Consider the following 25,785-nt stretch of genomic DNA (forward strand, 5'->3'; position numbering starts at 1 on the left):
GATCAGTTGGCGGCCTGTTTTGTCGGCTTGGTGGTGTCGGGCGCGGCGAGCGGCGTACCGGTCGCATCGAACCCGCCACCCAGCGCCTTGATCAGTGCGAGCTGCATGTCGCGGCGGCGCATCTTCAGGTTGGTCACCGTCTGCTCCGAGGCGAGGCGGTTGCTGTCCGCCGTCAGCACCTGCAGTTGCGGCGACAGCCCGGCCTTGTAACGGATCACCGCGAGATCGTAGGCGCGCGTCGACGCGTCGAGTGCGCGTTGCGCGTCGCCCATCTGGCGATCGACCGCGCGGATCGACGCGACCTGCGTCGCGACGTCGTTCAGCGCGCTGATCAGCGTCTGGTTGTAGTTCGCCACCGACAGGTCGAAGTCCGCGTAGCGGCCCTTGAGCTGGGCGCGCAGCGCGCCGGCGTCGAAGATCGGCAGGTGGATCGCCGGGCCGAACTGCGCCTGGCGGCTCGCGAAGTTCAGGAATTTGCCCCAGCCGAACGCATCGAAGCCGAAACCGGCCGCGAGGTTCACGTCGGGGTAGAACTCGGCCTTCGCTTCCTTCACGTCGTGCATCGCGGCCTCGACCTGCCAGCGCGCGGCGACGATGTCGGGGCGGCGCGACACGAGATCGGCCGGCAGGTTGCCGGGCAGCGCGACTTCGCCGCTCGGGTTCATCACGGGCGCCGCGATCTGCAGCCCGCGATCCGGCCCCTTGCCGAGCAGCGCGGCGAGCTGGTAGCGCACCGTCGTGATCTGGCCGTCGAGGTCGGACAGCGAAGCCTGGGTCGTCGCGATGTTGCCGCGGGCCGTCTGGCGTTCGACGTTGGTGTCGAGGCCGGCCGACACGCGGCCGTCGGTGATCTTGCCGACCGTCTCGCGGTTGGTGATCTCGCGTTGCGCGATGTCGCGCAGCGCATAGAGCTGCGCGAGCGAGTTGTAGCTACGCGCGACCGACGACGCGAGCGTGATGCGCGCCTGCTGCATGTCGGCTTCGGCGGACTTTTCCTGCGACACGGCCGTGTGCAGGCGTTCGCGGTTCTTGCCCCACAGGTCGAGTTCCCACGACGCGCTCGCAAGCGCGTTGTTTTCGCTGTACCACTGGCCGCCGTACGGGGGCGGGAACAGTGCGTTCGACGAGTACAGCTCGCGTGTCCACGAATAGCTGGCTTCGGCCTTCGGCATCAGGTTCGAGCGCGACGATTCGATGTACGACGATGCCTTCGCGATGCGTGCCTGCGCCTGCGCAATCGACGGATTGCCTTGCAGCGCTTCGTCGATCAGCTTCGGCAATTGCGGATCGCCGAACTGGTTGGCCCAGTCGAGCGCCGGCCACTGGCCACCCTGGGCCGGCAGGCTCTGGGCGGATTCGAATTGCGACGCCGGGGCGATCTGCTTGTCGCTCTTGATGCCGAAGTAGTTCGCGCAGCCCGCCAGCGCCAGTGCGGCGACCGCGGCGGCGACGGCGGCGCGGCGCGATCCGGCGCGCTCGGACAACGGGGAGGATTTCATCGCGCTAACCCCTGACTCGGAATGAATGATGGACACTGCAAGGATTTCCTTACATTAATCTGTCAAAAGTAATTGTTATGGCAACTATTACGCGATGCTGGCGCCAGCCGTCTCGCAATAGTTGCTGAGAATGCGGCGCAACATGCTCTTCAGGAACCCGACTTCTTCCGGCGTAAACCCGTCCAGCACCTGATCGAGCACGCTGCGGAAAATCGGCGGCAGCCGTTCGGCAAGCGCACGGCCTTCGTCGGTGAGTTCGAGGCGCACGACGCGCCGGTCCTCGATGCTGCGGACGCGGGACAGCAAGCCGCGTTTCTCGACCCGGTCGAGCAGGCGCGTGACCGCGCTTGCGTCGATCCCGTATTCGCGGGCGAGTTCGGCGGCCGTCGAGCACTTGCCGACCGCGATCATGAACAGCATGCTCGCCTGCGTGCCCGTGATGCCGAGCTCTTCCTGCGTGCGTTGCGTGACGAGGTTGGTCATCACCGACTTCACGCGCGACATCAGATAACCGACGCTGTCGTTCATCTGATACGTGGACAGTGGCGATACGGGCGGTTGGGTAGGAGAATCCGACATAAAACCCTGAAGCTGCAATAGTTGACTAGGCAGCAGTATAGGCACAATTGCTTGCCGCGGCAAATGTTAATCGAACGGCAAAGGGCGTGCTTCGTCGCTCGAGAATCCCTTGTCTCGATAAGGTTTTTGGCGTCGCTGCGGGCGGCGGGGCCGGATGGGTTGCCGGTTTCGGGGGAGGGCGGAGCAGTCCGTCTCGGCACGTTACATCGTGTCGGTCAGCTCTCGACATTCTCACGTGCTATAATTTGTGGCTTTCCAAGCTGCAACAGCGCGCGCCCGTGAAAACGAGCGGGCGCGTTTGCGCGTTCAAACGATTTCCAGGTTTCTATGACCCGCGCCCTTCGCAATATCGCCATCATCGCTCACGTCGACCACGGCAAGACGACGCTCGTCGACCAACTGCTTCGCCAGTCCGGCACCTTCCGCGACAACCAGCAAGTCGCCGAGCGTGTGATGGACTCGAACGACATCGAAAAGGAACGCGGGATCACGATTCTCGCGAAGAACTGCGCGGTCGAATACGAAGGCACGCACGTCAACATCGTCGACACCCCGGGGCACGCGGACTTCGGCGGTGAAGTCGAGCGCGTGCTGTCGATGGTCGACTCGGTGCTGCTGCTGGTCGACGCGGTCGAAGGCCCGATGCCGCAGACGCGCTTCGTCACGAAGAAGGCGCTGGCGCTCGGCCTGAAGCCGATCGTCGTCGTCAACAAGATCGACCGCCCGGGCGCGCGTATCGACTGGGTGATCAACCAGACGTTCGACCTGTTCGACAAGCTCGGTGCGACCGAAGAGCAGCTCGACTTCCCGATCGTCTACGCGTCGGGCCTGAACGGCTATGCGTCGCTCGACCCGGCTGCGCGCGATGGCGACATGCGCCCGCTGTTCGAGGCGATCCTCGAGCACGTGCCGGTTCGCCCGGCCGATCCGGAAGCGCCGCTGCAGCTCCAGATCACGTCGCTCGACTATTCGACGTACGTCGGCCGGATCGGCGTCGGCCGTATCACGCGCGGCCGCATCAAGCCGGGCCAGCCGGTCGTGATGCGCTTCGGCCCGGAAGGCGACGTGCTGAACCGCAAGATCAACCAGGTGCTGTCGTTCAAGGGCCTCGAGCGCGTGCAGGTCGAGTCGGCCGAAGCGGGCGACATCGTGCTGATCAACGGTATTGAAGACGTCGGCATCGGCGCGACGATCTGCGCGATCGACACGCCGGAAGCGCTGCCGATGATCACCGTCGACGAACCGACGCTGACGATGAACTTCCTCGTCAACTCGTCGCCGCTCGCGGGCCGCGAAGGCAAGTTCGTGACGAGCCGCCAGATCCGCGACCGCCTGATGAAGGAGCTGAACCACAACGTCGCGCTGCGCGTGAAGGATACGGGCGACGAAACGGTGTTCGAAGTGTCGGGTCGCGGCGAGCTGCACCTGACGATTCTCGTCGAGAACATGCGTCGCGAAGGCTACGAGCTGGCCGTGTCGCGTCCGCGCGTCGTGATGCAGGAAATCGACGGCGTGCGTCACGAGCCGTTCGAGCTGCTGACCGTCGACCTCGAAGACGAACACCAGGGCGGCGTGATGGAAGAGCTGGGTCGCCGCAAGGGCGAAATGCTCGACATGGCGTCGGACGGCCGTGGTCGTACGCGTCTGGAATATAAGATCTCGGCACGTGGCCTGATCGGCTTCCAGAGCGAATTCCTGACGCTCACGCGCGGCACGGGCCTGATGAGCCACATCTTCGATTCGTACGCACCGGTCAAGGACGGTTCGGTCTTCGAGCGCCGCAACGGCGTGCTGATCTCGCAGGACGACGGCGCAGCGGTGGCCTACGCCCTGTGGAAGCTGCAGGATCGCGGCCGCATGTTCGTGAAGCCGGGCGATGCGCTGTACGAGGGCATGATCATCGGCATCCACAGCCGCGACAACGACCTCGTCGTGAACCCGATCAAGGGCAAGCAGCTGACCAACGTGCGTGCTTCGGGTACCGACGAAGCCGTGCGTCTCGTGCCGCCGGTCCAGATGTCGCTGGAATACGCGGTCGAATTCATCGACGACGACGAGCTCGTCGAAGTGACGCCGCAGTCGATCCGCCTGCGCAAGCGCTTCCTGAAGGAGCACGAGCGTCGCCGCGCGAGCCGCGAAGGCGCGGTCGACTAAGCATTTCGACCGTTCGCTGCATCACGGAAAAGGCTGCCTTCGGGCAGCCTTTTTTGCACCTGCGCGATGTGCAACCGGATGACCTGCAAAACACTGTTCCCGCAGGTCGTGGCAATCCGGCAAAACCCCGTCGCGCGGTGCTTTCAGGCACATTTCGCCGTGAACTCCGGTATCGGTTCTGTGATATGCTGCGCGCACGCAAGTTTTAGGTCCTTCCAAGCAAGACTTGATTCGCAATCCGCTAAACGGTCAGGCCGTGTCGCGGAAGGTTGAGTAACCCGCTATTTCTCGAGAAGCTCGAAGAAAGGTGAGCGTAAAATGTCAGATGTAATGAAGCAGTTTCAGCTGAACTCCTATCTGTTCGGCGGCAATGCTTCGTACGTTGAAGAACTGTACGATGCATACCTCAACAATCCGGCGTCGGTGCCGGAGAATTGGCGAGAGTATTTCGACGCGCTGCAGAATGTGCCTGCAACGGACGGCTCGAGTGCCAATGACGTCGCTCATTTCCCGATCGTCGAATCGTTCGCCGAGCGTGCGAAGGCCAATGCCTTCATCCCGCGTGAAAGCACGAGCAACCTCGCGACCGCGCGCAAGCAGGTCCATGTTCAGTCGCTCATCAGCGCCTATCGCTTCCTCGGCTCGCAATGGGCCAATCTCGACCCCCTGAAGCGTCGCGAACGTCCCGCCATTCCCGAACTCGAACCCGCGTTCTACGACTTCTCCGAAGGCGACCTCGACCAGACGTACAGCGCAAGCAACCTGTACTTCGGTTTCGACCAGGCTTCGCTGCGTGACATCGTCAAGGGTCTGCGCGACACGTATTGCGGCACGATCGGCGCCGAGTACATGTACATCAGCGATCCGGAGCAGAAGCGCTGGTGGCAGGAGCGCCTGGAGTCGACCCGTGCGACGCCGGCATTCTCGTCCGACAAGAAGAAGCACATCCTGAATCGCCTGACGGCGTCGGAAGGTCTCGAACGCTACCTGCACACCAAGTACGTCGGCCAGAAGCGCTTCTCGCTCGAAGGCGGCGAAAGCTTCATCGCGGCGATGGACGAAGTCGTCCAGCACGCGGGCAAGAGCGGCGTGCAGGAAATCATCATCGGCATGGCCCACCGCGGCCGTCTGAACGTGCTGGTCAACACGCTGGGCAAGATGCCGGCCGACCTGTTCGCCGAATTCGAAGGCAAGCACGTCGACGACCTGCCGGCCGGTGACGTGAAGTACCACAAGGGCTTCTCGTCGGACGTGTCGACGGAAGGCGGCCCGGTCCACCTGTCGCTCGCGTTCAACCCGTCGCACCTCGAAATCGTGAACCCGGTGGTCGAAGGTTCGGCGAAGGCGCGGATGGACCGTCGCGGCGACGAAGACGGCCTGCAGGTGCTGCCGGTGCAGATCCACGGCGACGCGGCCTTCGCTGGCCAGGGCGTCGTGATGGAAACGCTGAACCTCGCGCAGACGCGCGGTTACGGCACGCACGGCACGCTGCACATCGTCATCAACAACCAGATCGGCTTCACGACGTCGGACCCGCGCGATGCGCGCTCGACGCTGTACTGTACCGACGTGGTCAAGATGATCGAAGCGCCGGTGCTGCACGTGAACGGTGACGATCCGGAAGCTGTCGTGCTCGCGATCCAGATCGCGATCGACTACCGGATGCAGTTCCACAAGGATGTCGTGATCGACATCGTCTGCTTCCGCAAGCTGGGTCACAACGAGCAGGACACGCCGGCTGTCACGCAGCCGCTGATGTACAAGAAGATCGCACAGCACCCGGGCACCCGTGCGCTGTACGCCGAGAAGCTCGTGCAGCAGGGCGTGATCACCGCGGAAGACGCCGACAACTACGTGAAGGCGTACCGCAAGGCAATGGACGACGGTCACCACACGGTCGACCCGGTCCTGTCGAACTACAAGAGCAAGTACGCAGTCGACTGGGTTCCGTTCCTGAACCGCAAGTGGACGGATGCAGCCGATACGGCCGTGCCGCTCGCCGAACTGAAGCGCCTCGGCGAACGCATCACGACGGTCCCGGAAAACTTCAAGGTTCACCCGCTCGTCGAGCGCGTGATCAACGACCGCCGCAACATGGCGCGCGGCGACCAGCCGCTCGACTGGGGCATGGGCGAACACCTCGCATTCGCGTCGCTCGTCGCATCGGGCTACTCGGTGCGCCTGACGGGCCAGGACTCGGGCCGCGGCACGTTCACGCACCGTCACGCGGTGCTGCACGACCAGAACCGCGAGCGCTGGAACGACGGTACGTACGTGCCGCTGCAGAACATCGCTGAAGGCCAGGCGAAGTTCACGGTGATCGACTCGGTGCTGTCGGAAGAGGCGGTGCTGGGCTTCGAATACGGTTACTCGACCGCCGAGCCGAACACGCTCGTGCTGTGGGAAGCGCAGTTCGGCGACTTCGTCAACGGCGCGCAGGTCGTGATCGACCAGTTCATCTCGTCGGGCGAAGTGAAGTGGGGCCGCGTGTCGGGTCTCACGATGCTGCTGCCGCACGGCTATGAAGGGCAAGGTCCGGAACACTCGTCGACGCGTATCGAGCGTTTCCTGCAGCTGTGTGCAGATCACAACATGCAGGTCGTTCAGCCGACGACGCCGGCGCAGATTTTCCACCTGCTGCGCCGCCAGATGATCCGCCTGTTCCGCAAGCCGCTGATCGTCGCAACGCCGAAGTCGTTGCTGCGTCACAAGGAAGCGGTGTCGGACCTGTCGGAACTGGCGAAGGGTTCGTTCCAGCCGGTGCTGGGCGAAACCGACGGCGGCATCGACGCGAAGAAGGTCAAGCGCGTGCTGGCGTGCTCGGGCCGCGTGTATTACGACCTCGTCGCGCATCGCCGCGAAGCGAAGGCGAACGACGTCGCGATCATTCGTATCGAGCAGCTGTATCCGTTCGCGCACAAGCAGTTCGAAGCCGAAATGAAGAAGTACGAGAACGCGACTGAAGTGGTCTGGGTGCAGGACGAGCCGCAGAACCAGGGCCCCTGGTTCTACGTCGAGCACCATCTGAAGGAAGGCATGAAGGAAGGGCAGAAGCTGGCATACAGCGGCCGTCCGGCTTCGGCCTCGCCGGCGGTTGGCTACTACGCGAAGCACTACGAGCAGCAGAAGGCCCTGATCGAAGGTGCTTTCGGCCGCCTGAAGAGCGGATCGATCGCGAAATAACCGACGGAAGCGAAACGGGAAGGCGCGCGGCGCTTTCCCGTCTCTTTTGGCCTGCCGGGCGCGTGGCGCGCCGCACCGGCCGAAGGAATCGCACGAACCTCGTCATTACCCAGATTAAGCATCCAGGAAAATCACATGGCTATCGTAGAAGTCAAAGTCCCCCAGCTTTCGGAGTCGGTTTCGGAAGCGACCATGCTGCAGTGGAAGAAGAAGCCGGGCGAAGCAGTCGCGCAGGACGAAATCCTGATCGAACTCGAGACCGACAAGGTCGTGCTCGAAGTGCCGGCACCGGCAGCGGGCGTGCTCGCGCAAGTGCTGCAGAACGACGGTGACACCGTGGTTGCCGATCAGCTGATCGCGACGATCGACACCGAAGCGAAGGCAGGTGCTGCCGAAGCAGCGGCTGGCGCCGCCGAAGTCAAGCCGGCCGCAGCGCCTGCTGCCGCCGCACCGGCCGCACAGCCGGCCGCCGCAACGGCATCGTCGGCAACCGCATCGCCGGCTGCCTCGAAGCTGCTGGCCGAGAAGGGCCTGTCGGCGGGCGACGTCGCAGGTTCGGGCCGCGACGGCCGCGTCACGAAGGGCGACGCACTGTCCGCCGGCAGCGCACCGAAGGCCGCTCCGGCCGCCGCACCGGCCAAGGCCGCTGCCGCGAAGCCGTCGCTGCCGGAAGTGAAGGTGCCCGCGTCGGCAACGACCTGGCTGAACGACCGTCCGGAACAGCGCGTGCCGATGTCGCGTCTGCGTGCGCGTATCGCCGAGCGTCTGCTCGAATCGCAGCAGACCAACGCGATCCTGACGACGTTCAACGAAGTCAACATGCAGCCGGTCATGGACCTGCGCTCGAAGTACAAGGACAAGTTCGAGAAGGAACACGGCGTGAAGCTCGGCTTCATGTCGTTCTTCGTGAAGGCGGCCGTGCACGCGCTGAAGAAGTTCCCGCTCGTGAACGCGTCGATCGACGGTAACGACATCGTCTACCACGGCTACTTCGACATCGGTATCGCTGTCGGCTCGCCGCGTGGCCTCGTCGTGCCGATCCTGCGCAACGCGGATCAGCTGAGCCTCGCCGAGATCGAAAAGAAGATCGCCGAATTCGGCCAGAAGGCGAAGGACGGGAAGCTGTCGATCGAGGAAATGACGGGCGGTACGTTCTCGATCTCGAACGGCGGCGTGTTCGGCTCGATGCTGTCGACCCCGATCATCAACCCGCCGCAGTCGGCCATCCTCGGCGTGCACGCGACGAAGGAGCGCCCGGTTGTCGAGAACGGCCAGATCGTGATCCGCCCGATCAACTACCTCGCGCTGTCGTACGACCACCGCATCATCGACGGCCGCGAAGCCGTGCTGTCGCTCGTCGCGATGAAGGATGCGCTGGAAGATCCGGCACGTCTGCTGCTCGACCTGTAAGCCGAGTCTCACTGCATTGACCCGTTCCGCAGGTTCGCGCACGCGCGCGAACCTGCGGACGTACAAGTAGAAAGGATTGTCATGTCCAAGGAATTTGACGTCGTCGTGATCGGTGCCGGCCCCGGCGGCTACATCGCCGCGATCCGCGCCGCGCAGCTCGGCAAGACCGTTGCCTGTATCGAGAAGTGGAAGAACCCGGCCGGCGCGCTGAAGCTCGGCGGCACGTGCCTGAACGTCGGCTGCATTCCGTCGAAGGCGCTGCTCGCATCGTCGGAAGAGTTCGAGAACACGTCGCATCACCTGGCCGACCACGGCATCACGGTCGACGGCGTGAAGATCGACGTCGCGAAGATGCTCGGCCGCAAGGATGCGATCGTCGAGAAGATGACGAGCGGGATCGAGTTCCTGTTCAAGAAGAACAAGATCACCTGGCTGAAGGGCCATGGCAAGTTCACCGGCAAGACCGATGCCGGCGTGCAGATCGAAGTGAGCGGCGAAGGTGAAACCGAAGTCGTCACCGCGAAGAACGTGATCATCGCGACGGGTTCGAAGGCGCGTCACCTGCCGGGCGTCCCGGTCGACAACAAGATCGTGTCGGACAACGAAGGTGCGCTGACGTTCGACTCGGTGCCGAAGAAGCTCGCCGTGATCGGCGCAGGCGTGATCGGCCTCGAGCTCGGCTCGGTGTGGCGCCGTCTCGGTGCCGAAGTGACGGTGCTCGAGGCGCTGCCGGCATTCCTCGGCGCAGCGGACGAAGCGCTCGCGAAGGAAGCGGCCAAGCTGTTCAAGAAGCAGGGCCTCGACATCAATCTCGGCGTGAAGATCGGCGAAGTGAAGGCGACCGCGAACGGTGTGTCGATCGCCTACACGGACAAGGACGGCAACGCGCAGACGCTCGACGCCGACCGCCTGATCGTGTCGGTCGGCCGCGTGCCGAACACCGACAACCTCGGTCTCGAGGCAATCGGCCTGAAGGCGAACGAGCGCGGCTTCATCGACGTCGACGACCACTGCCGTACGGCGGTGCCGAACGTGTACGCGATCGGCGACGTGGTGCGTGGCCCGATGCTCGCGCACAAGGCGGAAGACGAAGGCGTGCTGGTCGCGGAAGTGATCGACGGCCAGAAGCCGCACATCGACTACAACTGCATTCCGTGGGTGATCTACACGTACCCGGAAATCGCATGGGTCGGCAAGACGGAGCAGCAGCTGAAGGCGGAAGGCCGCGAGATCAAGACGGGCAAGTTCCCGTTCTCGATCAACGGCCGCGCGCTCGGCATGAACGCACCGGACGGCTTCGTGAAGATGATCGCCGATGCGAAGACCGACGAACTGCTCGGCGTGCACGTGATCGCCGCGAACGCGTCGGACCTGATCGCGGAAGCCGTGGTGGCGATGGAATTCAAGGCGGCGTCGGAAGACATCGCCCGCATCTGCCATCCGCACCCGTCGATGTCGGAAGTGATGCGCGAAGCGGCGCTCGCCGTCGACAAGCGCTCGCTGAACAGCTGAGCACGGACTAGCGCCTGCCGGCCATCGGCCGGCGCAGCCGTCTCATGACGAAGGCGGGCGGGGTTTCCCGCTCGCCTTCGTTCTTTCTGGTTTGCCCGATGAACGTCACCGAATACTACGCGCGCGAACTGACCACGCGCGGCTATCAATCCGATCCCGCTCAGCGTGCGGCCGTCGATCGCCTGCAGCGCTGTTTCGACGAATGGGTCGAATACAAGGCGCGCCGCTCGAACGCGTTCAAGAAGCTCATCAATCATCCGGATCTCCCGCGCGGCGTGTACATGTGGGGCGGGGTCGGCCGCGGCAAGAGCTTCCTGATGGACAGCTTCTACGCGGTGGTGCCCGTGCAGCGCAAGACGCGCCTGCATTTCCACGAGTTCATGCGTGAAGTGCACCGCGAACTCGAGGAACTGAAAGGGCAGGCCGATCCGCTCGACGAACTCGCGCGGCGCATCGCGAAGCGCTACCGCCTGATCTGCTTCGACGAATTCCACGTGTCGGACATTGCGGACGCGATGATCCTGTACCGTCTGCTCGACCGCCTGTTCAACAACGGCGTGCAGTTCGTGATGACGTCCAACTACGATCCCGACGACCTGTACCCGGACGGCCTGCATCGCGACCGCATGCTGCCGGCGATCGCGCTGATCAAGGACCGGCTCGACGTGCTGAACGTCGACGCGGGCGTCGATTATCGCCAGCGCACGCTCGCGCAGGTGAAGATGTATCACACGCCGCTCGGCGCGGATGCGGATCGCGAACTGCGTCACGCGTTCGGCAAGCTCGCCGCGGTGCCGGACGAAAGCCCGATCCTGCATATCGAGAAGCGCGAGCTGAAGGCGCTGCGCAAGGCGGACGGCGTGGTCTGGTTCGACTTCGCAACGCTGTGCGGCGGCCCGCGTTCGCAGAACGACTATCTCGAACTGGCGAGCCGTTTCCACGCGATCGTGTTGTCCGAGGTGCCGCAGATGTCGCCGCGGATGGCGTCCGAGGCGCGCCGCTTCACGTGGCTCATCGACGTGCTGTACGACCACAAGGTCAAGCTGCTGATGTCCGCGGCGGTGCCGGCGGAGCAGTTGTACATCGAGGGTCCGATGGCCAACGAATTCGCGCGCACGGTGTCGCGCATCGTCGAGATGCAGTCGAAGGAATATATCGAAACGCCGCGTCGCATCGTCGATACGTCGCTGACCTGATTGCGCTTTCTGGCAATTGACGGGATTCAAACGTCAATTCCGGTCAAATTCACGCAATCTCGGGGTATTTTCGGATTTGTCTTATATTCATCGTTGAGGTGAGCCGATATCGTTGTGTCATGGTTACTAAGGCTGGAGATGTCCATGACACCGTATCGCGATCTGACCGACCACGAGTGGCGCTGCGTTGCGCCGCTTCTGCCCGAAATGCAGCCGCGCACCGAGTTGCGCGGCCGTCCGTTAGCCAATACGCGGGGCGTGCTGAACGGCGTGCTCTGGGTGATCTACAGCGGCGCAACATGGTCGGCCATACCGCGCCGTTACCCGTCGTATCAGACATGCCATCGCCGCTTCAAGGTCTGGCACGAGACGGGCACGCTGATGAATGTGATGCGTGCGCTTTATGGCGATGCCGGCATGAATCTGTGCAACGAATTGTCCGCGCGGATGCGCAAGCACGCGCAATCGAAGGCGGCAGAGGCGCGTAGCAACGCGGCACCCGCGTATCGGTCCACCGGCGACTATCCGCCCGATTCGCTGAAGCATGCTGCGTGATGCTGATCGGTTTCCGTTGCGTCCGCACCCAAAGAAAATCGGCCTGACGACTTCGTCGCAGGCCGATTTTTTCATTGAGCCGCGCGAGTCGGCGCGTGCTGCGTTATTGCTGGCGAACCCAGGTCTGCGAGCGGCCGAGCAGCGATACGCCGATATAACCGCGCACCACGAGCTTCTGGCCGCCGTCTTCAAGCGTCATCTTGCACTTGTAGACCTTGCCGTTTTCCGGGTCGAGAATGTTGCCGCCGTCCCAGTGGTCGCCTTCCTTCTTCATCGCCTTGATGATCGTCATGCCCTTGATGAGCTGATCCTTGCGCTCGTCCGTGCAGGCGGTGCAGCGGCGATCGGGCGTATCGTTCGCGCCGAGGCCCTTGACGACCTTGCCCGTCAGCGCGCCGTCGCCGTCTTCCGCGATCTGCACGAGTGCCTTCGGCTGGTGGGTGTTGTCGTCGATCGTCTGCCACATGCCGATGGGATTGTCGGCTTGTGCGAACGTGGGGGCTGCGCACGCGAGCAGGGCGCCGGCGATGGCGATTGCACGCAACGGGCGGGTCAGTTGAATCATTGTCATCCTCCTTGTTTTGCATGTCGTGTTCGATTCGCCCGCACGACCGTCTGCATGGGGCGGGCATGTTGCGAGCTTCGCCAGAATACGTGAAACCGCGCGCCACGTTTGATAGAGGGGACTCTAATCGAAACAGCCCGCGTGGCGCGGGCTGTCGGGTGACCGATCAGTTGAGCTGATACGAGAATGCGGCGTTGATGCGTGGGCTGCGCGATGCGCTTTCGACCGGCGCATCGCCGATCGGCTTCGCGACGTTCAGGTCGAGACTGTAGAAGCGGCTGTCGGAAAACCGCACACCGATGCCGACCGACGACATGCGGTTCGGTGACGGCGTACCCGAGTGCAGGTATACGCGCGCCATGTCGTACGCGACGTACGGCGTGATCGATTTCAGATACGTCCAGCCCGGCGTGAAGCCGCGGTTGACCTCCAGCGACATCCCCCAGCCAGAGTCACCCGACGCTTCGCCAGGCTGATAGCCGAGCGCGTAGCGCGTCGAGCCGAACGAGATCTGTTCGGACGTCGGCAGCGAGTCGGGGCTGTATTGGCCGGTCAGCGAAACCGACGTGCCGATCCGGAACGGCCATTCGTTGGTTTGCGTGACAGTCGCGCCGGTGCGGACGAAGGTCAGCGAAGTCGGATCGGCATACGTGACCCCCACGCCGTTAACCAGGCCGGTCTGTGATTTCGAGGCACCGAGGATGTCGAACGCCTTGGCCACGTTGACGCTCAGTTTTCGCACCTGCTTCGGTTCGACACTGGTGTAGTCGAGTTGCAGTTGCAGCACGCGGACTTGAGACCGGTTGTCGAGCGTATTGCCGTTGATCTGGCTTTGATAGCGGTCTTCGTTATGCGCTGCGTAGCCCGATACCGTGCCGAGCAAGCTGCGTTGGTTGTTCAGCAGTATTGGGTAGGATGCCGAAAGACCGAGCTTCTCGTTCTTCACGGTACGCTCGACAGATGACGGCAACCCCGGGTTGTTGGTCGGCTTGCCGCGATACGTACTTGCATCGAGGCGCGTGATCAGGCCGTTGCTGCCGACGGGCACCGCGCCGCTGAACGCGAAGTAGGTCTGCTTGTCGCGTCCCGGCGGCGCGAGCGCGGAGATGCTCAACTGCTCGCCGAACGACGTGAGGCCGTTTTCGGTCGCGGTGATGAGGCCCTGGACGCCCGGGTGGTTGAAGTCGATCCCGGTGCTGACGTTGAACGGCTTGCGGTCGACCGCAAGATCGAGCGTCGTGGCGCCGTCGGTGGTTTGCGGCGGCGGGACATTCGCCTTCACCGTGAGGCCGGGCAGCAGGCCGAACGTGTTCACGTAGCGCTCGAACGTCGCGCGGCGCAGCGGGCGGTCGGCCGTGATATGCGCGGCAATCGCACGAATCTTCGATTCCATCGCGCCGGGCTTGCCGGTGACCTTCACATCCGACACGTAGCCTTCGACAACCGTGATGCGCACGACGCCGTTCTCGAACGTCTGCGCGGGAACGAACGCGAACGACAGCGCGAAGCCGCGCTCCTGGTACAGCTTCGTCACGTCGTTGGCGGTTTCGATCAGTTCGCCGATCGTGATGTCCTTGCCGACGAGGGGCGTGAAGCGGCGCGTGATTTCCTCGAACGGAATCGACTTCACGCCTTCGACCTGGAACGTCTTCGGCGTCAGGTGACGCGACAGCAGCTCCTGCAACTGCGGCGCTTGCGGTGCGACCTGTACGGTGACGTTCGGGCCTGTCTTCGGTGCGTTGATCTGGGGAAGGGAGTCGAGCGGGTTACCGCCGACGCGCGTTTGTGCCTGTGCCGTGCCTGCCGCCGCGATGACGAGCAGCATCATCCATCTGTCGAGTCTGGATTTCATTGTTCTTCCTCGTAGGCCTTGCTTTTGTGTCTTCTTTGTAATGCCGGCGCGCGACACCCAGGTGTCGCGCGCCGCGTGCCGCCATGCCGGTTGTGTGTGTACGGCCGCGCCATCCGCTCCGGCTGCGATAGTGCGACCGTCCTCCTTACTTGCCAACGCTACCCAGCGTACCCAGCAACCCCGTTACCGGTGCCAGCAGGCCCGTCGAACCGCCGCCCGACGATGCGGTACCCGTGACGCTGCCGACCAGCGACGTGACCGGCGCGAGCGGGCTCGAGCCCCCGGATGCACCGCCCACTGCTCCGGTGACAGTATTCAGCAATCCGGTGACCGGCGCGAGAGGGTTTGCACTGCCTGCGCCACCCGTTGCGCCACCCAGCGTGCCCGTGACCGTCGACACGAGATTCGTGACGGGGGCGAGCGGGCCGCCGTTGCCGCCTGCCGCGCCGCTCAGTGCGCCCGTGACCGTCGAGACGAGGCCCGTGACGGGTGCGAGCGGGCCGCTGCCCGAGCCGCCCGTTGCACCGCCGAGGGCGCCCGTGAGCGAGCCGAGCGGCGTGGAACCGAGACCCGACAGCAGGCCGCCGAGCGGGTTCGTCGAGCCGGAACCCGACGACGTGCCGTTCTGGACGGTCGCCGTCGAGCCGCCGACGAGGCTCGTGATCAGGCCGGGGATCGGCGCGGCACCGTTCGGGCCGTTCGGGTTGACGAGGCCACCCGCGTTGGTCACGGTGTTGCCGACCGCGGTCACGAGCTGACCGACGTCGCCGACGAGCGGCTGGCTCGACGTGCCGCCGACCTGCTTGCCGGCCGAGCTGATCGCGCCACCGATCTGGCCGAGCAGGCCCGAGACGGGTTGGCCGAGGCCGGTCGTCGTGCCGACCTGCTGGGTGACCTGGCCGGCGGTGATCACGAGCGGCGTGATCGCCGAGCTGATCGGTTGCGTGACCTGCTGCACGGCACCGGACGACAGCGTCGAACCGATCGTCGTACCGGCGGCCGTCAGGCCGTTGGCAACCGTATCGAGCACGGTGCCGACCGGGGTCGTGACCGGTGCGAGCGGTGCGAGCGGGCCCGTACCCAGCGCCTTGACCGTCGAGCTCAGGCCGGACACCGTGTTGCTCGTCGCGCCGACCACGTTGCCGAGACCGGCAACCGTCGTGCCGACCGGATCCTTCGTCGAGCCGATCTGTCCCAGCCCGTTGCTGACGGCATCGGCCGCCGCGCCGACGATCGTGCCGGTGCTGGAGAGCGTGCTGCCGACGCCCTTCGTCACGCCGTCGCCGAGGCCGGGCAGGCTGATGTTGCCGACCGTGCTGCCGAGGTCGGTGGCCGTCTGGCCGACCGTGCTGACGACACCCTTGGTGCCGGTCGGCGAGCCGCTGGTGCCGCTCGTGCTGGGCGTACCGCTCGTGCTCGGATTGTTGTTGTTGCTGCTGGCCGGCGGCGAGCTCACGCCGCCACCGCCGCAGGCGGCCAGCAGGCAGGCTGCGGCGAAGGCGGTGAGGGGCACGCGCCACTGGCGCAGGGCGACCGTCGTGATCGAACGTTGCTGGGACATGATGGACTCCTCGCTGTCTTGTCGATGAATGGATACCGGATTACTTGCCGTGCGTGCCGCCGAGCAGGCCGCCGATCAGCGACGTGACAGGCGCGAGCGGATTCGACGACGAGCCCGCGTTCGTGACGGCGCCCGTGCCGCCGCTCAGTGCGGGTGCGCCGACCGCGCTCGTGACCGTGGATACCGCGTTCGTCACCGGGGCGAGCGGGCTGCCGCCGCCTGCGCCACCGAGTGCGCCCGTGACTGCGCCGAGGAGGCCCGTGACCGGTGCGAGCGGACCGCCGCTCGTGCCGCCCGTTGCGCCGCCGAGTGCGCCGGTGACCGTCGAGACGAGGCCCGTGACCGGAGCGAGCGGGCCGCCGCTGCCGCCTGCCGCGCCGCCGAGTGCACCGGTGACCGTCGAGACGAGGCCCGTGACCGGGGCGAGCGGGCTGCCGCTGCCGCCTGCTGCGCCGCCGAGTGCGCCGGTGACCGTCGAGACGAGTCCCGTGACAGGGGCGAGCGGGCCGCCGCTGCCGCCTGCTGCACCGCCGAGTGCGCCGGTAACCGTCGAGACGAGGCCCGTGACCGGGGCAAGCGGGCCGCCGCTGCCGCCTGCCGCGCCGCCGAGTGCGCCGGTCACGGTCGAGACGAGGCCGGTGACCGGTGCGAGCGGGCCGCTGCCGCCACCCGTTGCGCCGCCGAGTGCGCCCGTGACCGTGGAGACGAGGCCCGTGAGCGGGGCGAGCGGGTTGGTCACGCCGCCGGTGCCACCGGTGAGCAGGCCGCCGACGGCCTTCACGGTGTTGCCCGTCGACGAGACGGTGTTGCCGAGGCCCGTGGTGACCGGGTTGCCGCCCGTCGATGCGAGCAGCGCGCCGGCCTGGTTCAGACCGTTGCCGATCGTGCCGAGCAGCGTGTTGACCGGCGCGCCGAGGCCGGTCGCCGAGCCGATCGTCTGGGTCGTCTGGCCGACCATCGTCGTGATCGGCGTGATGGCCGAGCTGACGGTTTGCGTGACTTGCTGGATCGGGCCGGTCGACAGTGCGTTGGTGAGCGTGTTGCCGCCGTTCGCGACGGCGCCGCCGAGCGTCGACACGAGGCCGCCGACGGCACCCGTGACCGGGGCGAGCGGCGACAGCGGGCCGCTGCCGAGGCTCGTGACCAGGTTGCCCGTTTGCGTAACTGCGCCGCCCAGCTGATTGACCACGCCGCCCGTGCTGGCGAGCGTGGTGCCGAGCGGATCCTTCGTTGCGCCAAGCTGGCCGAGACCGTTGCCGAGACCGTTGCCCAGCGCGGTGACGGCGCCGCCCACGTTCTGCACGATGCCGCCGGCGGCTTGCGTGGTGGCCGGGTTGACGCCCGGCAGGCTCTGGCTGCCGATGACGGAGCCGAGACCCGAGACGGTGCTGCCGACACCCGTGACGATATTGCTGCTGTTTGCGAGGACATTTCCCACTGGGTTCGACGACACACCCGAGGTGCCGGACGTACCGCTCGTGCCCGAGGTACCGCTGGTGCCGGAGGTACCGCTCGTGCCTGAGGTGCCGCTGGTGCCGGAGGTACCGCTCGTACCCGACGTGCCGCTGGTGCCCGACGTGCCGCTCGTCCCCGAGGTACCGCTCGTGCCGGACGAGTTGCCGCCCGACGTGGAGATCGAATCGCCGCCGCCCGAGCTCGAGCCGCCGCCGAGACCTTGGCTGATGGAGCCGGAACCGCCGCACGCGGAGAGGGAAAGCATGGCTGCAACGGTGGCCGCGATCAGAGTCGTCCGGAACACGCCATGAGGGATAACCTTAATGTCCATTTTGTCCTCGCATTAAAGATGTGTTGTGAACTGCGTTGTGTTGAGTGGTGCGAGGACTACTCTGCAACAGTCGTGCCATTCCGATGCCCGACGGTTCGACAACAGGTTTTAAACGAGGCAATTCCTTGTCGGAAAAGGAAGTTATGGAAATTGAAAGATTGTTGAATCTGTTTAAGTGCAGACGAATGAGAACGGTTTCGGCCGTTTCGTAACGTAACGTCACAACATTGGCGTTACGCGTGCGGCGTAACGTGGGGCCCATGCAGGCTTGGTGGACGAGGCAATTGTTTTACTGGTGGATTAGGCGTGCACATCTAACCTATCGTAAATCCTATGTGTAAGTCGTACCGAAACGCCGTACAAATACGTTGTGCTCCTGAAGATTTTTTTTCCGACAGAGTCGCTAAAGAGGTTGGAACTTAAATAGGATCGGATATAGAATCCGGAGCAGATGTAAGGAAATGTACGGTTCGGTACACAACGTTCGAGGAGGGTCACTATCGCGAATGTTAACTTGCATCAAATTGTGAGCCATGCCCTTCGGGGCGACCTATAAAGAAAGCGCACCCGACTGTCGTTACAGCAGATGTAGCGAACGGCTCGGGGCAAGGGCCGGATATGCGGGGACGTATACGTATAAAAGGCCAAAAAACGTAAATACAGGCACGAGGAATAAAATGAAAGCAATCATCAAGCGTTTCCTTAAAGAAGAAAACGGGGTTACCGCAGTCGAGTACGGACTCATCGCCGGGCTGGTCGCCGTTGCCCTCGTCACTGCCGTTGGCACGTTGACGGGCGGTATCTCGGGGGCGTTTACCTACATCGCGAACCAGCTGCCGAAGGCATAACGAACGGGCTTTTGCTCACTCCCTGTTGTTAGGGGCGCGGATTGCTTCGGCAATCCGCGCGGTAAGTTTTGCCGCTCGGGGCGTAAATGATCCTGCTAACTGGCGTCGGGGTTTTCCTCGCGTGGGCGGTGCTTGTCGCGCTCGAGGACATCCGTCATAGGCGTATACCGAATTCACTGGTGATCGGTGGATTCGTATCTGCATTTCTGCTCTCCGGACATAATCCATTCGGCGTTTCCGTGAATCAGGCGCTCATTGGCGTACTGATCGGCTTTGTCAGCCTTTTTCCGTTTTTCGTGCTGCGCGTCATGGGCGCCGCAGATGTCAAGGTATTCGCGGTATTGGGCGCGTGGTGCGGCCCGCATGCGCTGCTGTGGCTCTGGATCGTGGCGAGCCTGCTTGCATTCGCGCATGCCGGTACGCTGGTCTTCGCTACCCGTACGCCGGTATCCGCGTTGTGGCAGCGGCATGCTCCGACGATGGAGATCGCCGGTTTCCGGGCATCGCCGTATGCCGCGTTTCTCGTGATTCCGGCAGCACTGTGGTGCCTGTACCGGATCGCCACCGGGGGGATGCAATGACGGCCGTTCGTCCCGTGTCGGGCTGGCGGCGTCGCGAGCGTGGCGCGACGGCCATCGAATTTGCACTGATGCTGCCGGTGTTCTTCCTGATCCTGTACGCGATCGTCACGTACGGGATGATCTTCGCCGCGCAGCAAAACCTGACGCTGGCGGCAACGGAGGGCGCGCGCCGCGCTGAACTATCAGCAGGTCGGAGCGGCCGCATCGGTGCAGGCGGCACAGCAGGCCGCGCTTGCGGCGCGGGCCCAGGCCGCCTGCACGGCCGCAACGAACCTGACCACGTGGCTGAAAGGATCGACGTGCACGCCGACGCAGCAAGGCAGCTGTTCGTACGACGCGACGATGCTGTGCGTGCAGATCACGCTGACCTACCCATATTCGCAGAACCCGCTGATCCCGTCGTTCCCGCTGCTCGGTGCGCTGTTGCCGGTGCCGTCGACACTCACCGGAACCGCGATGGTGCAGATCAGCCCGGTCAACATCATATAAACGGCAGCGATCGCGTCGTGCCGGGTGGAGGGCGCCCGGCCGGCAAGGTTGCGCGGAGAATTCAATCGTGAGTAGCGGGGAAACATAACAACACCATGGCCAACAACCTGACCAAGATCATTGCCGGCTTGCTGATCGCGATCGCGGTCCTGCTCGGCGTCTATGCATGGATGCTCGGCCGCAAGCCGGCCGACGTCGCGCCGGTTGGGGCGACGGTCGCGACGCAAAGCGTGCCGGTCGTCGTGGCGACACGGCCGTTGCAGGCCGGCCAGCCGATCCCGGCCGATGCGCTGAAGGTGCAGCAGTCGGCCGCCGCGCCGCAAGGGGCGTTTGCCGATCCGCTGCAACTGGTCGGCCGCATTCCGGCAGCCGACATTCCCGCGCAGGCGGCCGTCGTCGCCAGCGCATTGTCGTCCGGGCTTGCCGAGCAGATCGCCCCGGGAGAGCGCGCCGTCGCGATCAAGGTCGACGAGACCAACGCGGTCGGCAACCGCGTACGGCCCGGCAACTATGTCGACGTGTTCCTGAACCTGAAGCGCGACGGGACCGGCGTGGCGATCGGCGGAACGTCGACGGCCGAGATCGCGAATACGCAGGCACGGCTGCTGATGTCGAAGGTTCGCGTGCTGTCGTTCGGCGATGCCACGACCGAGCGGGACAGCTCGAACGGCTCGGTGGTCGGGATGCGGACCGCGGTGCTGGCCGTGCCGACCGCGCAGGTTGACGCGCTGACGCTCGCCGAGCAGAGCGGCCGGCTCGTGCTCGCGCTGCGTAACCCGCGCGACGACGATATCGCGGCGCAGACCGTCGCGGTTCGTGCCGGCGACGACAAGACCCCGTCGGCGCTTGCAGCCGCCGGCGTGATGCTGGGCGATCTGTCGAAGAGCGCGACGAGCCCGGCACCGCGTGCGGCGCCGCGGGTGGTCACGCGGCATCCGGGCGGCGGCGGCATCGAAGTGATTCGGGGTGGGCGGGCCGAAACGGTCGCCTATTGAGCGGGACGAAGACGACAACCAGAGAAGGGGGGCGGACCGATGCCTCCAAAACAATGAAAAAGAAACTGATTGGATTGGCTATTGCATTGAGCGCGCTGGCGATGCCGCCGCTGTCGGACGCGGCCGACACGAGCGGGACGATCAGCCTGGCGATCGGCGCACAACGGCAGCTTGCGACGGGGCGTACGCTGCAACGGGTTGCGGTCGGCGATCCGTCGGTCGCCGACGTGCTCGTCGTGAAGGGCGGGCGCGGCGGCGTGCTGCTGATCGCGAAGAACGCCGGCGCGACGAACGTGATGATCTGGGAGCGCGGCCGCGACGAACCGACCGTCTACAACGTGAACGTCACGAGCGGCGCGGCGCGGGCGCTGCTCGACAGCGGATCGCCGAGCGTGAATACGTACGGGGGCACGACGGTGATCGGCGGCGCGTCCGGGACGCTCGAAGGGCACCAGCGGGCGGTTCATGCGGCGAAGTCGGTCGGCGGCAAGGACGCGACGACCGTCGATGCGTCGACGATCTCCGGCAAGAACGTCGTGCAGGTCGACGTGCGCGTCGTCGAATTCAGCCGTTCGGTGCTGAAGCAGGCGGGCCTCAACTTCTTCAAGCAGAGCAACGGCTTCTCGTTCGGCGCATTCGCGCCGACGGGGCTGACATCGATTACCGGTACGCCGGGCGGTTCGCTCACCTACAACACGAGCGTGCCGATTTCGTCGGCGTTCAACCTCGTCGTCAATTCGGTGTCGCACGGGTTGTTCGCAGACCTGTCGATTCTCGAGGCGAACAATCTGGCCCGCGTGCTCGCGCAGCCCACGCTTGTCGCGTTGTCCGGCCAGAGCGCGAACTTCCTCGCGGGCGGGGAAATTCCGGTGCCGGTGCCGCAATCGCTCGGCACGATCTCGATCGAGTGGAAACCCTACGGCGTCGGGCTCACGGTCACGCCGACCGTGCTGAGCCCGCGGCGGATCGCGCTGAAGGTCGCGCCCGAGTCGAGCCAGCTCGACTTCGTGCATTCGATCACGATCAACAGCGTCCAGGTGCCTGCGCTGACGACGCGGCGCGCGGACACGACGGTCGAGCTCGGCGACGGCGAAAGCTTCGTGATCGGCGGCCTGATCGACCGTGAAACCACGTCCAACGTCAACAAGGTGCCGTTCCTGGGCGATCTGCCCATCATCGGCGCGTTCTTCAAGAATCTGAGCTACCAGCAAAACGACAAGGAACTCGTGATCATCGTGACGCCGCATCTCGTCGCACCGATCGCGCAGGGCGCGCCGCTGCCGGCAACGCCGGGCGAGCTGTCCGAGCAACGCGACGGTCCGGTGTGGCGTTCGTACCTGGGCGGCATGGCATCGCCGGATGCAGGACCGGGGTTCTCGAAATGAGCGCGCCGAATCGTTACGGGACAGCGCAGGCCGTCGCGCACAACGCGATGCCTTGCTTCATTGGGAGTATCCAAGATGAATGCGAGAACCTATTCTTTGGCTGAGCCCGCCGTCACCGACCACTTCGTATGCGCATCCTCGCTTGCGGAGCACGTGCATTGGCTGTCGCAGTCGCTGCTTTCCGCCGGCGCGGTCGAGGGTGCGCCGCTCGACGGCGCGGCGCTGTCGCAGCGTATCGGCGTGTTGAACCCGGCACTGGTATTCATCGATTTTTCGAGTGACTGCACGGCCGCGAGCACGGTGGTCGCGGCGGTGCGCGTGTCGCATCCGGGCGTGCCGGTGGTCGCGCTGGGCTCGCTCGCGCAACCGGAAGGCGCGCTTGCCGCGCTGCGCGCGGGGGTGCGCGATTTCGTCGATTTTTCCGCCCCGGCCGACGAGGCGCTGCGGATCACGCGCGTGTTGCTCGACAACGTCGACGAGCCGGTGAACCGTCACGGCAAGGTCACCGCGTTGCTCGGCGCGCGCGCCGGGATGGGCGTGAGCACGCTCGCCGCGAACCTGTCGGTGCTGATGCAGCGGCGGCCCGCCGATCCCGCGCACACGGCGGCGCTCCTCGATCTCGGGTTGCCGGCCGGCGACGGCGCGTTGTTCCTGAATACGCGCTGCGAATTCCATTTCGTCGAAGCCGTGCGCAACCTGCGCCGGATCGACCGCACGTTCGTGACGACCGCGCTCGCGCGCCATTCGAGCGGCGTCGCACTGACGACGCTGCCGCCGAACCTCGCCGAGCTGCGCGAGGTGGCGACGGCGTCGTGCGCGGCGTTGCTGAACCGGCTGCGCGCGTTCTTCGATCACCAGATCGTCGACCTCGGCGGCTTCCCGAATCGCGAATTCATCGCGCAGGTCGTGAACCTGGCGGACGAAGCGTGGCTCGTGTGCGACCAGGGGGTGGCATCGATCATATCGGCGGTCGAGATGCTGGACGGGCTGCGCGAGGCAGGCGCCGCGACCGAACGGATCCGGCTCGTGGTCAACCAGTTCGACGCCGAGCTCGGGCTGTTGCCCGCGCAGATCGCCGAACGGCTGGAACTGTCGCTGGTCGCGACGCTGCCGTCGCGGCGCGTGTCGATCGGGCATGCGGCGAACCAGGGCAAGCTGATTGCCGAGGTCGCGGAACGCGATCCGTACGTCCGCGCGCTCGGGCCGCTGGTCGAGCGCCTCGCGGGCGCGCCGGCGCCGGGAGCGGCGCAGCGTGCGGCCGGCGGCCTCTCGGCGCTCAGGCGAATCATTCAATCCTCTACGAAGCGGTCGTAAGCGATGGCACACGACATTCAATTTGCCGACGGCGCAGCGCCGTTCTCGCAAACGCAACAGTTCCACGACATCAAGAATGCCGCACACGAGCATCTGCTCACGCGGATCGAGGAGCTGGGTGCCGAATTCGGCCGCTGGTCGCGGCAGGCGATCAACCAGTTCGTCGATCTCGAGATCGACAGCTTCGTGCGGCTGCGGCGGATCCCGCTCAACGAGAGCGAGGTGCGTGCGGTTGCCGAGGCGCTGACGAAGGAGTTGGCCGGCTTCGGGCCGATCGAGGACCTGCTGGCGGACCCGCACGTCGAGGACATCCTGATCAACGGCTACAACGACATCTACGTGTCGCGGCACGGGATCCTGTCGAAGCTGCCGATCCGCTTTACCGACAACGCGCACCTGCTGCGGATCGTGCGACGGATTCTCGCGCCGGTCGGCCGGCGGCTCGACGAATCGAATCCGATGGTCGACGCACGGCTGCCCGACGGCGGGCGTGTCAACGTCGTGATCGAGCCGCTGTCGATCGACGGCCCCGTCGTGTCGATCCGGAAGTTCCGCAAGGATCCGCTGAAGCCCGAGGACCTGCTGGGCAACGGTACCTACAACGAGGAAATCGGCCGGCTGCTCGAGGCCGCGGTCGAGGCGCGCTGCAACGTACTCGTGTCGGGCGGCACCAGCTCGGGCAAGACGTCGCTGCTGAACGCGCTCGCGTTCCACATCCCGATGGCCGAACGCGTCGTGACGATCGAGGATACGGCCGAACTGTCGCTGAATCACCCGCACGTCGTGCGGCTCGAGAGCCGTCCCGGCGGGTTTGACGGCAGCGGCGTCGTGTCGATTCGCGACCTGCTGCGCAACACGTTGCGGATGCGGCCGGACCGGATCATCGTCGGCGAAGTGCGCGGCGGCGAAGTGCTCGAAATGCTGCAGGCGATGAATACCGGTCACGACGGATCGATGGGCACCGTGCACGCGAGTTCGCCGCGCGAGTGCCTGTACCGGCTCGAGATGCTGGCCGGCTTCGCCGGTTTTCAGGGTACCGAAGCAAGTCTGCGCCGGCAGATCGCCAATGCGATCGATTTCATCGTCCAGATCGGCCGGCTGTCCAACGGTCGCCGGCGGATCCTGTCGATCACCGAAGTCACCGGCATGTCGGACAACATCGTGTCGACGCAGGAACTGTATCGCTACGAGGCGCGCGTCACGCCGGAGGGCGACGAGATCGATCACTGGGAATCGCTCGGCATTCATCCGCATTCGCCGAAGCTCGCACGTTTCCGCAACACGCTGGTGTCGAGCGGCGGCGGGTTCGGCGGCAACTTCGGGCGAGGCGGGGGCTTCAATGTCTAGCGCCACCTTGCTCGCGCTGATGTTCGCGCTGATCTGCGCGGCGGCCGGGCTGCTGCTGTGGCGCGGAAGCCAGGTGCGGGAAGGGCGCGCGCATACGCAACGGTTCTTCGACAGCCAGGTGGGACAGGGTGCGCGCACCGCCGCCCCGGCGGGCGACACGCGTACCGTGCGTGCCACGGCGGCCGGTGCGGCGAATGCGCAGGAACCGGCACAAGGGTTTGCGCGCTGGCGTGCGTCGGTGTTCGAAGCGTGGAGCGTGTTGTCCGACCGCGCGGGCCTCGACGAAGTGCGCGCGGGCCTCGTGCTGGCGGTCGCGATCGTTGCGCTGCTCGCGCTGTGGGCCGGCGTGGCCGGCGGGGTGCTCGCCGCGGTTGCTGCGATCGTTGCGGGCGGGGTGCTCGTCGTGCTGTGGATCACGTCGCGCATCGGCCGGCGCCGCCTGAAGATCGTCCGGCAGTTGCCGTCGTTTCTCGACGGGATCGTGCGGCTCGTGACCCTCGGGAACAGCGTGCCCGCGGCGTTCCAGTCGGCGCTGCAGACGGCCGAGATGCCGCTGCGCCGCTGCCTCGACGACGTGTCGCAGATGCTGCGCTCCGGCGTCGAGATCGATCGCGCGATGCTGCACATCGCGCACACGTACCGGATCCGCGAATTCGAACTGGTCGGTGCGGTGCTGCGTCTGTCGGTCCGCTACGGCGGGCGGGCGGACGTGATGCTCGACCGGATGTCGACGTTCATGCGCGATCTCGAGCAGGCGGAGCGCGAATTGTCCGCGATGTCGGCCGAGACCCGGCTGTCAGCCTGGGTGCTGGCGCTGTTGCCGATCGCGGTCGGCAGCTTCGTCATCGCCACGAGCCCGCGCTATTTCACGGTGATGTGGAACGACGATGCCGGGCGTCAGCTGATCTATCTGGCGTTCGCGCTGCAGGCGATGGGCGGTTTCTGGCTGTACCGGCTCGCGCGGCTGAGGTGAA

General features: G+C 65.2%; 19 protein-coding genes and 1 pseudogene. 14 read left to right on the top strand and 6 right to left on the bottom strand.

Annotated features, from left to right (window positions below; all coding sequences use genetic code 11):
- Positions 1 to 2: 2 nt before the first annotated feature.
- Positions 3 to 1,499 (bottom strand): efflux transporter outer membrane subunit, encoded by a 1,497-nt coding sequence (locus tag ACWMMN_RS07700; RefSeq protein ID WP_486423179.1) that lies wholly within the window; start codon positions 1,497 to 1,499, stop codon positions 3 to 5.
- 87 nt (positions 1,500 to 1,586) lie between these two features.
- Positions 1,587 to 2,078: a MarR family winged helix-turn-helix transcriptional regulator gene (locus tag ACWMMN_RS07705; protein ID WP_174991418.1), complete on the bottom strand. Its 492-nt coding sequence runs from the start codon at positions 2,076 to 2,078 to the stop codon at positions 1,587 to 1,589.
- A 327-nt stretch (positions 2,079 to 2,405) separates the two neighbouring features.
- Here ACWMMN_RS07705 and typA point away from each other — a divergent pair, with 327 nt between their 5' ends.
- From typA to ACWMMN_RS07735, 6 genes are all read left to right on the top strand, one after another.
- Positions 2,406 to 4,232: a translational GTPase TypA gene (typA, locus tag ACWMMN_RS07710; protein WP_059234670.1), complete on the top strand. Its 1,827-nt coding sequence runs from the start codon at positions 2,406 to 2,408 to the stop codon at positions 4,230 to 4,232.
- Between the two features lie 318 nt (positions 4,233 to 4,550).
- A complete protein-coding gene (locus ACWMMN_RS07715; RefSeq protein ID WP_059234668.1) occupies positions 4,551 to 7,415 on the top strand; it encodes a 2-oxoglutarate dehydrogenase E1 component in 2,865 nt (954 codons plus the stop codon).
- Positions 7,416 to 7,550: 135 nt separating this feature from the next.
- On the top strand, positions 7,551 to 8,825 hold the full coding sequence (gene odhB / locus ACWMMN_RS07720; protein ID WP_059234666.1) for a 2-oxoglutarate dehydrogenase complex dihydrolipoyllysine-residue succinyltransferase: 1,275 nt from the start codon (positions 7,551 to 7,553) through the stop codon (positions 8,823 to 8,825).
- Between the two features lie 81 nt (positions 8,826 to 8,906).
- Positions 8,907 to 10,337 carry a dihydrolipoyl dehydrogenase gene (lpdA, locus tag ACWMMN_RS07725; RefSeq protein WP_059234664.1) on the top strand — a complete coding sequence of 477 codons (1,431 nt, stop codon included), beginning with the start codon at positions 8,907 to 8,909 and terminating at the stop codon, positions 10,335 to 10,337.
- Between the two features lie 98 nt (positions 10,338 to 10,435).
- Positions 10,436 to 11,533 carry a cell division protein ZapE gene (zapE, locus tag ACWMMN_RS07730; protein ID WP_059234662.1) on the top strand — a complete coding sequence of 366 codons (1,098 nt, stop codon included), beginning with the start codon at positions 10,436 to 10,438 and terminating at the stop codon, positions 11,531 to 11,533.
- 207 nt (positions 11,534 to 11,740) lie between these two features.
- On the top strand, positions 11,741 to 12,088 hold the full coding sequence (locus tag ACWMMN_RS07735; RefSeq protein ID WP_486423180.1) for a transposase: 348 nt from the start codon (positions 11,741 to 11,743) through the stop codon (positions 12,086 to 12,088).
- A 103-nt stretch (positions 12,089 to 12,191) separates the two neighbouring features.
- Here ACWMMN_RS07735 and ACWMMN_RS07740 read toward each other — a convergent pair whose 3' ends face one another.
- The 4 genes from ACWMMN_RS07740 to ACWMMN_RS07755 form a co-directional block, all read right to left on the bottom strand.
- On the bottom strand, positions 12,192 to 12,653 hold the full coding sequence (locus tag ACWMMN_RS07740; protein WP_059234658.1) for a DUF2147 domain-containing protein: 462 nt from the start codon (positions 12,651 to 12,653) through the stop codon (positions 12,192 to 12,194).
- A 166-nt stretch (positions 12,654 to 12,819) separates the two neighbouring features.
- A complete protein-coding gene (locus ACWMMN_RS07745) occupies positions 12,820 to 14,505 on the bottom strand; it encodes a ShlB/FhaC/HecB family hemolysin secretion/activation protein (RefSeq protein WP_486423181.1) in 1,686 nt (561 codons plus the stop codon).
- A 145-nt stretch (positions 14,506 to 14,650) separates the two neighbouring features.
- Complete coding sequence (locus ACWMMN_RS07750) at positions 14,651 to 16,066, bottom strand: collagen-like triple helix repeat-containing protein (protein WP_059234653.1); 1,416 nt, start codon at positions 16,064 to 16,066, stop codon at positions 14,651 to 14,653.
- Positions 16,067 to 16,106: 40 nt separating this feature from the next.
- Complete coding sequence (locus tag ACWMMN_RS07755) at positions 16,107 to 17,852, bottom strand: collagen-like triple helix repeat-containing protein (protein WP_486423182.1); 1,746 nt, start codon at positions 17,850 to 17,852, stop codon at positions 16,107 to 16,109.
- 677 nt (positions 17,853 to 18,529) lie between these two features.
- Between ACWMMN_RS07755 and ACWMMN_RS07760 the strand changes: the two genes are divergently transcribed.
- From ACWMMN_RS07760 to ACWMMN_RS07795, 8 genes and pseudogenes are all read left to right on the top strand, one after another.
- Positions 18,530 to 18,700 (top strand): Flp family type IVb pilin, encoded by a 171-nt coding sequence (locus tag ACWMMN_RS07760; RefSeq protein WP_486423183.1) that lies wholly within the window; start codon positions 18,530 to 18,532, stop codon positions 18,698 to 18,700.
- A gap of 86 nt (positions 18,701 to 18,786) precedes the next feature.
- The gene (locus ACWMMN_RS07765) at positions 18,787 to 19,281 is read left to right on the top strand and encodes an A24 family peptidase (protein ID WP_486423184.1); all 495 of its coding nucleotides are present in this window, start codon (positions 18,787 to 18,789) and stop codon (positions 19,279 to 19,281) included.
- Positions 19,278 to 19,770 (top strand): annotated as a pseudogene (locus ACWMMN_RS07770) (TadE/TadG family type IV pilus assembly protein). Before ACWMMN_RS07765 ends, ACWMMN_RS07770 begins: the two are co-directional and overlap by 4 nt.
- Positions 19,771 to 19,865: 95 nt before the next feature.
- The gene (cpaB, locus tag ACWMMN_RS07775; protein ID WP_486423185.1) at positions 19,866 to 20,765 is read left to right on the top strand and encodes a Flp pilus assembly protein CpaB; all 900 of its coding nucleotides are present in this window, start codon (positions 19,866 to 19,868) and stop codon (positions 20,763 to 20,765) included.
- A 53-nt stretch (positions 20,766 to 20,818) separates the two neighbouring features.
- Positions 20,819 to 22,150 carry a type II and III secretion system protein family protein gene (locus tag ACWMMN_RS07780; RefSeq protein WP_059234640.1) on the top strand — a complete coding sequence of 444 codons (1,332 nt, stop codon included), beginning with the start codon at positions 20,819 to 20,821 and terminating at the stop codon, positions 22,148 to 22,150.
- A gap of 75 nt (positions 22,151 to 22,225) precedes the next feature.
- A complete protein-coding gene (locus ACWMMN_RS07785; protein WP_486423186.1) occupies positions 22,226 to 23,464 on the top strand; it encodes a fimbrial protein in 1,239 nt (412 codons plus the stop codon).
- A 3-nt stretch (positions 23,465 to 23,467) separates the two neighbouring features.
- Complete coding sequence (locus tag ACWMMN_RS07790) at positions 23,468 to 24,811, top strand: TadA family conjugal transfer-associated ATPase (protein WP_059234636.1); 1,344 nt, start codon at positions 23,468 to 23,470, stop codon at positions 24,809 to 24,811.
- Positions 24,804 to 25,784 (top strand): type II secretion system F family protein, encoded by a 981-nt coding sequence (locus tag ACWMMN_RS07795; protein WP_342704185.1) that lies wholly within the window; start codon positions 24,804 to 24,806, stop codon positions 25,782 to 25,784. The genes ACWMMN_RS07790 and ACWMMN_RS07795 overlap by 8 nt, the downstream gene beginning before the upstream one ends.
- Position 25,785 lies beyond the last annotated feature (1 nt).

The sequence above is a fragment of the Burkholderia cepacia complex sp. TUM26381 genome, from assembly GCF_057439935.1.

Excerpts from the sequence above, each read along its gene's own strand:
- ACWMMN_RS07700 (WP_486423179.1), bottom strand. The coding sequence starts at position 1,499 with ATGAAATCCTCCCCGTTGTCCGAGCGCGCCGGATCGCGCCGCGCCGCC.
- ACWMMN_RS07705 (WP_174991418.1), bottom strand. The coding sequence starts at position 2,078 with ATGTCGGATTCTCCTACCCAACCGCCCGTATCGCCACTGTCCACGTAT.
- typA (WP_059234670.1), top strand. The coding sequence starts at position 2,406 with ATGACCCGCGCCCTTCGCAATATCGCCATCATCGCTCACGTCGACCAC.
- ACWMMN_RS07715 (WP_059234668.1), top strand. The coding sequence starts at position 4,551 with ATGTCAGATGTAATGAAGCAGTTTCAGCTGAACTCCTATCTGTTCGGC.
- odhB (WP_059234666.1), top strand. The coding sequence starts at position 7,551 with ATGGCTATCGTAGAAGTCAAAGTCCCCCAGCTTTCGGAGTCGGTTTCG.
- lpdA (WP_059234664.1), top strand. The coding sequence starts at position 8,907 with ATGTCCAAGGAATTTGACGTCGTCGTGATCGGTGCCGGCCCCGGCGGC.
- zapE (WP_059234662.1), top strand. The coding sequence starts at position 10,436 with ATGAACGTCACCGAATACTACGCGCGCGAACTGACCACGCGCGGCTAT.
- ACWMMN_RS07735 (WP_486423180.1), top strand. The coding sequence starts at position 11,741 with ATGCAGCCGCGCACCGAGTTGCGCGGCCGTCCGTTAGCCAATACGCGG.
- ACWMMN_RS07740 (WP_059234658.1), bottom strand. The coding sequence starts at position 12,653 with ATGATTCAACTGACCCGCCCGTTGCGTGCAATCGCCATCGCCGGCGCC.
- ACWMMN_RS07745 (WP_486423181.1), bottom strand. The coding sequence starts at position 14,505 with ATGAAATCCAGACTCGACAGATGGATGATGCTGCTCGTCATCGCGGCG.
- ACWMMN_RS07750 (WP_059234653.1), bottom strand. The coding sequence starts at position 16,066 with ATGTCCCAGCAACGTTCGATCACGACGGTCGCCCTGCGCCAGTGGCGC.
- ACWMMN_RS07755 (WP_486423182.1), bottom strand. The coding sequence starts at position 17,852 with ATGGACATTAAGGTTATCCCTCATGGCGTGTTCCGGACGACTCTGATC.
- ACWMMN_RS07760 (WP_486423183.1), top strand. The coding sequence starts at position 18,530 with ATGAAAGCAATCATCAAGCGTTTCCTTAAAGAAGAAAACGGGGTTACC.
- ACWMMN_RS07765 (WP_486423184.1), top strand. The coding sequence starts at position 18,787 with ATGATCCTGCTAACTGGCGTCGGGGTTTTCCTCGCGTGGGCGGTGCTT.
- cpaB (WP_486423185.1), top strand. The coding sequence starts at position 19,866 with ATGGCCAACAACCTGACCAAGATCATTGCCGGCTTGCTGATCGCGATC.
- ACWMMN_RS07780 (WP_059234640.1), top strand. The coding sequence starts at position 20,819 with ATGAAAAAGAAACTGATTGGATTGGCTATTGCATTGAGCGCGCTGGCG.
- ACWMMN_RS07785 (WP_486423186.1), top strand. The coding sequence starts at position 22,226 with ATGAATGCGAGAACCTATTCTTTGGCTGAGCCCGCCGTCACCGACCAC.
- ACWMMN_RS07790 (WP_059234636.1), top strand. The coding sequence starts at position 23,468 with ATGGCACACGACATTCAATTTGCCGACGGCGCAGCGCCGTTCTCGCAA.
- ACWMMN_RS07795 (WP_342704185.1), top strand. The coding sequence starts at position 24,804 with ATGTCTAGCGCCACCTTGCTCGCGCTGATGTTCGCGCTGATCTGCGCG.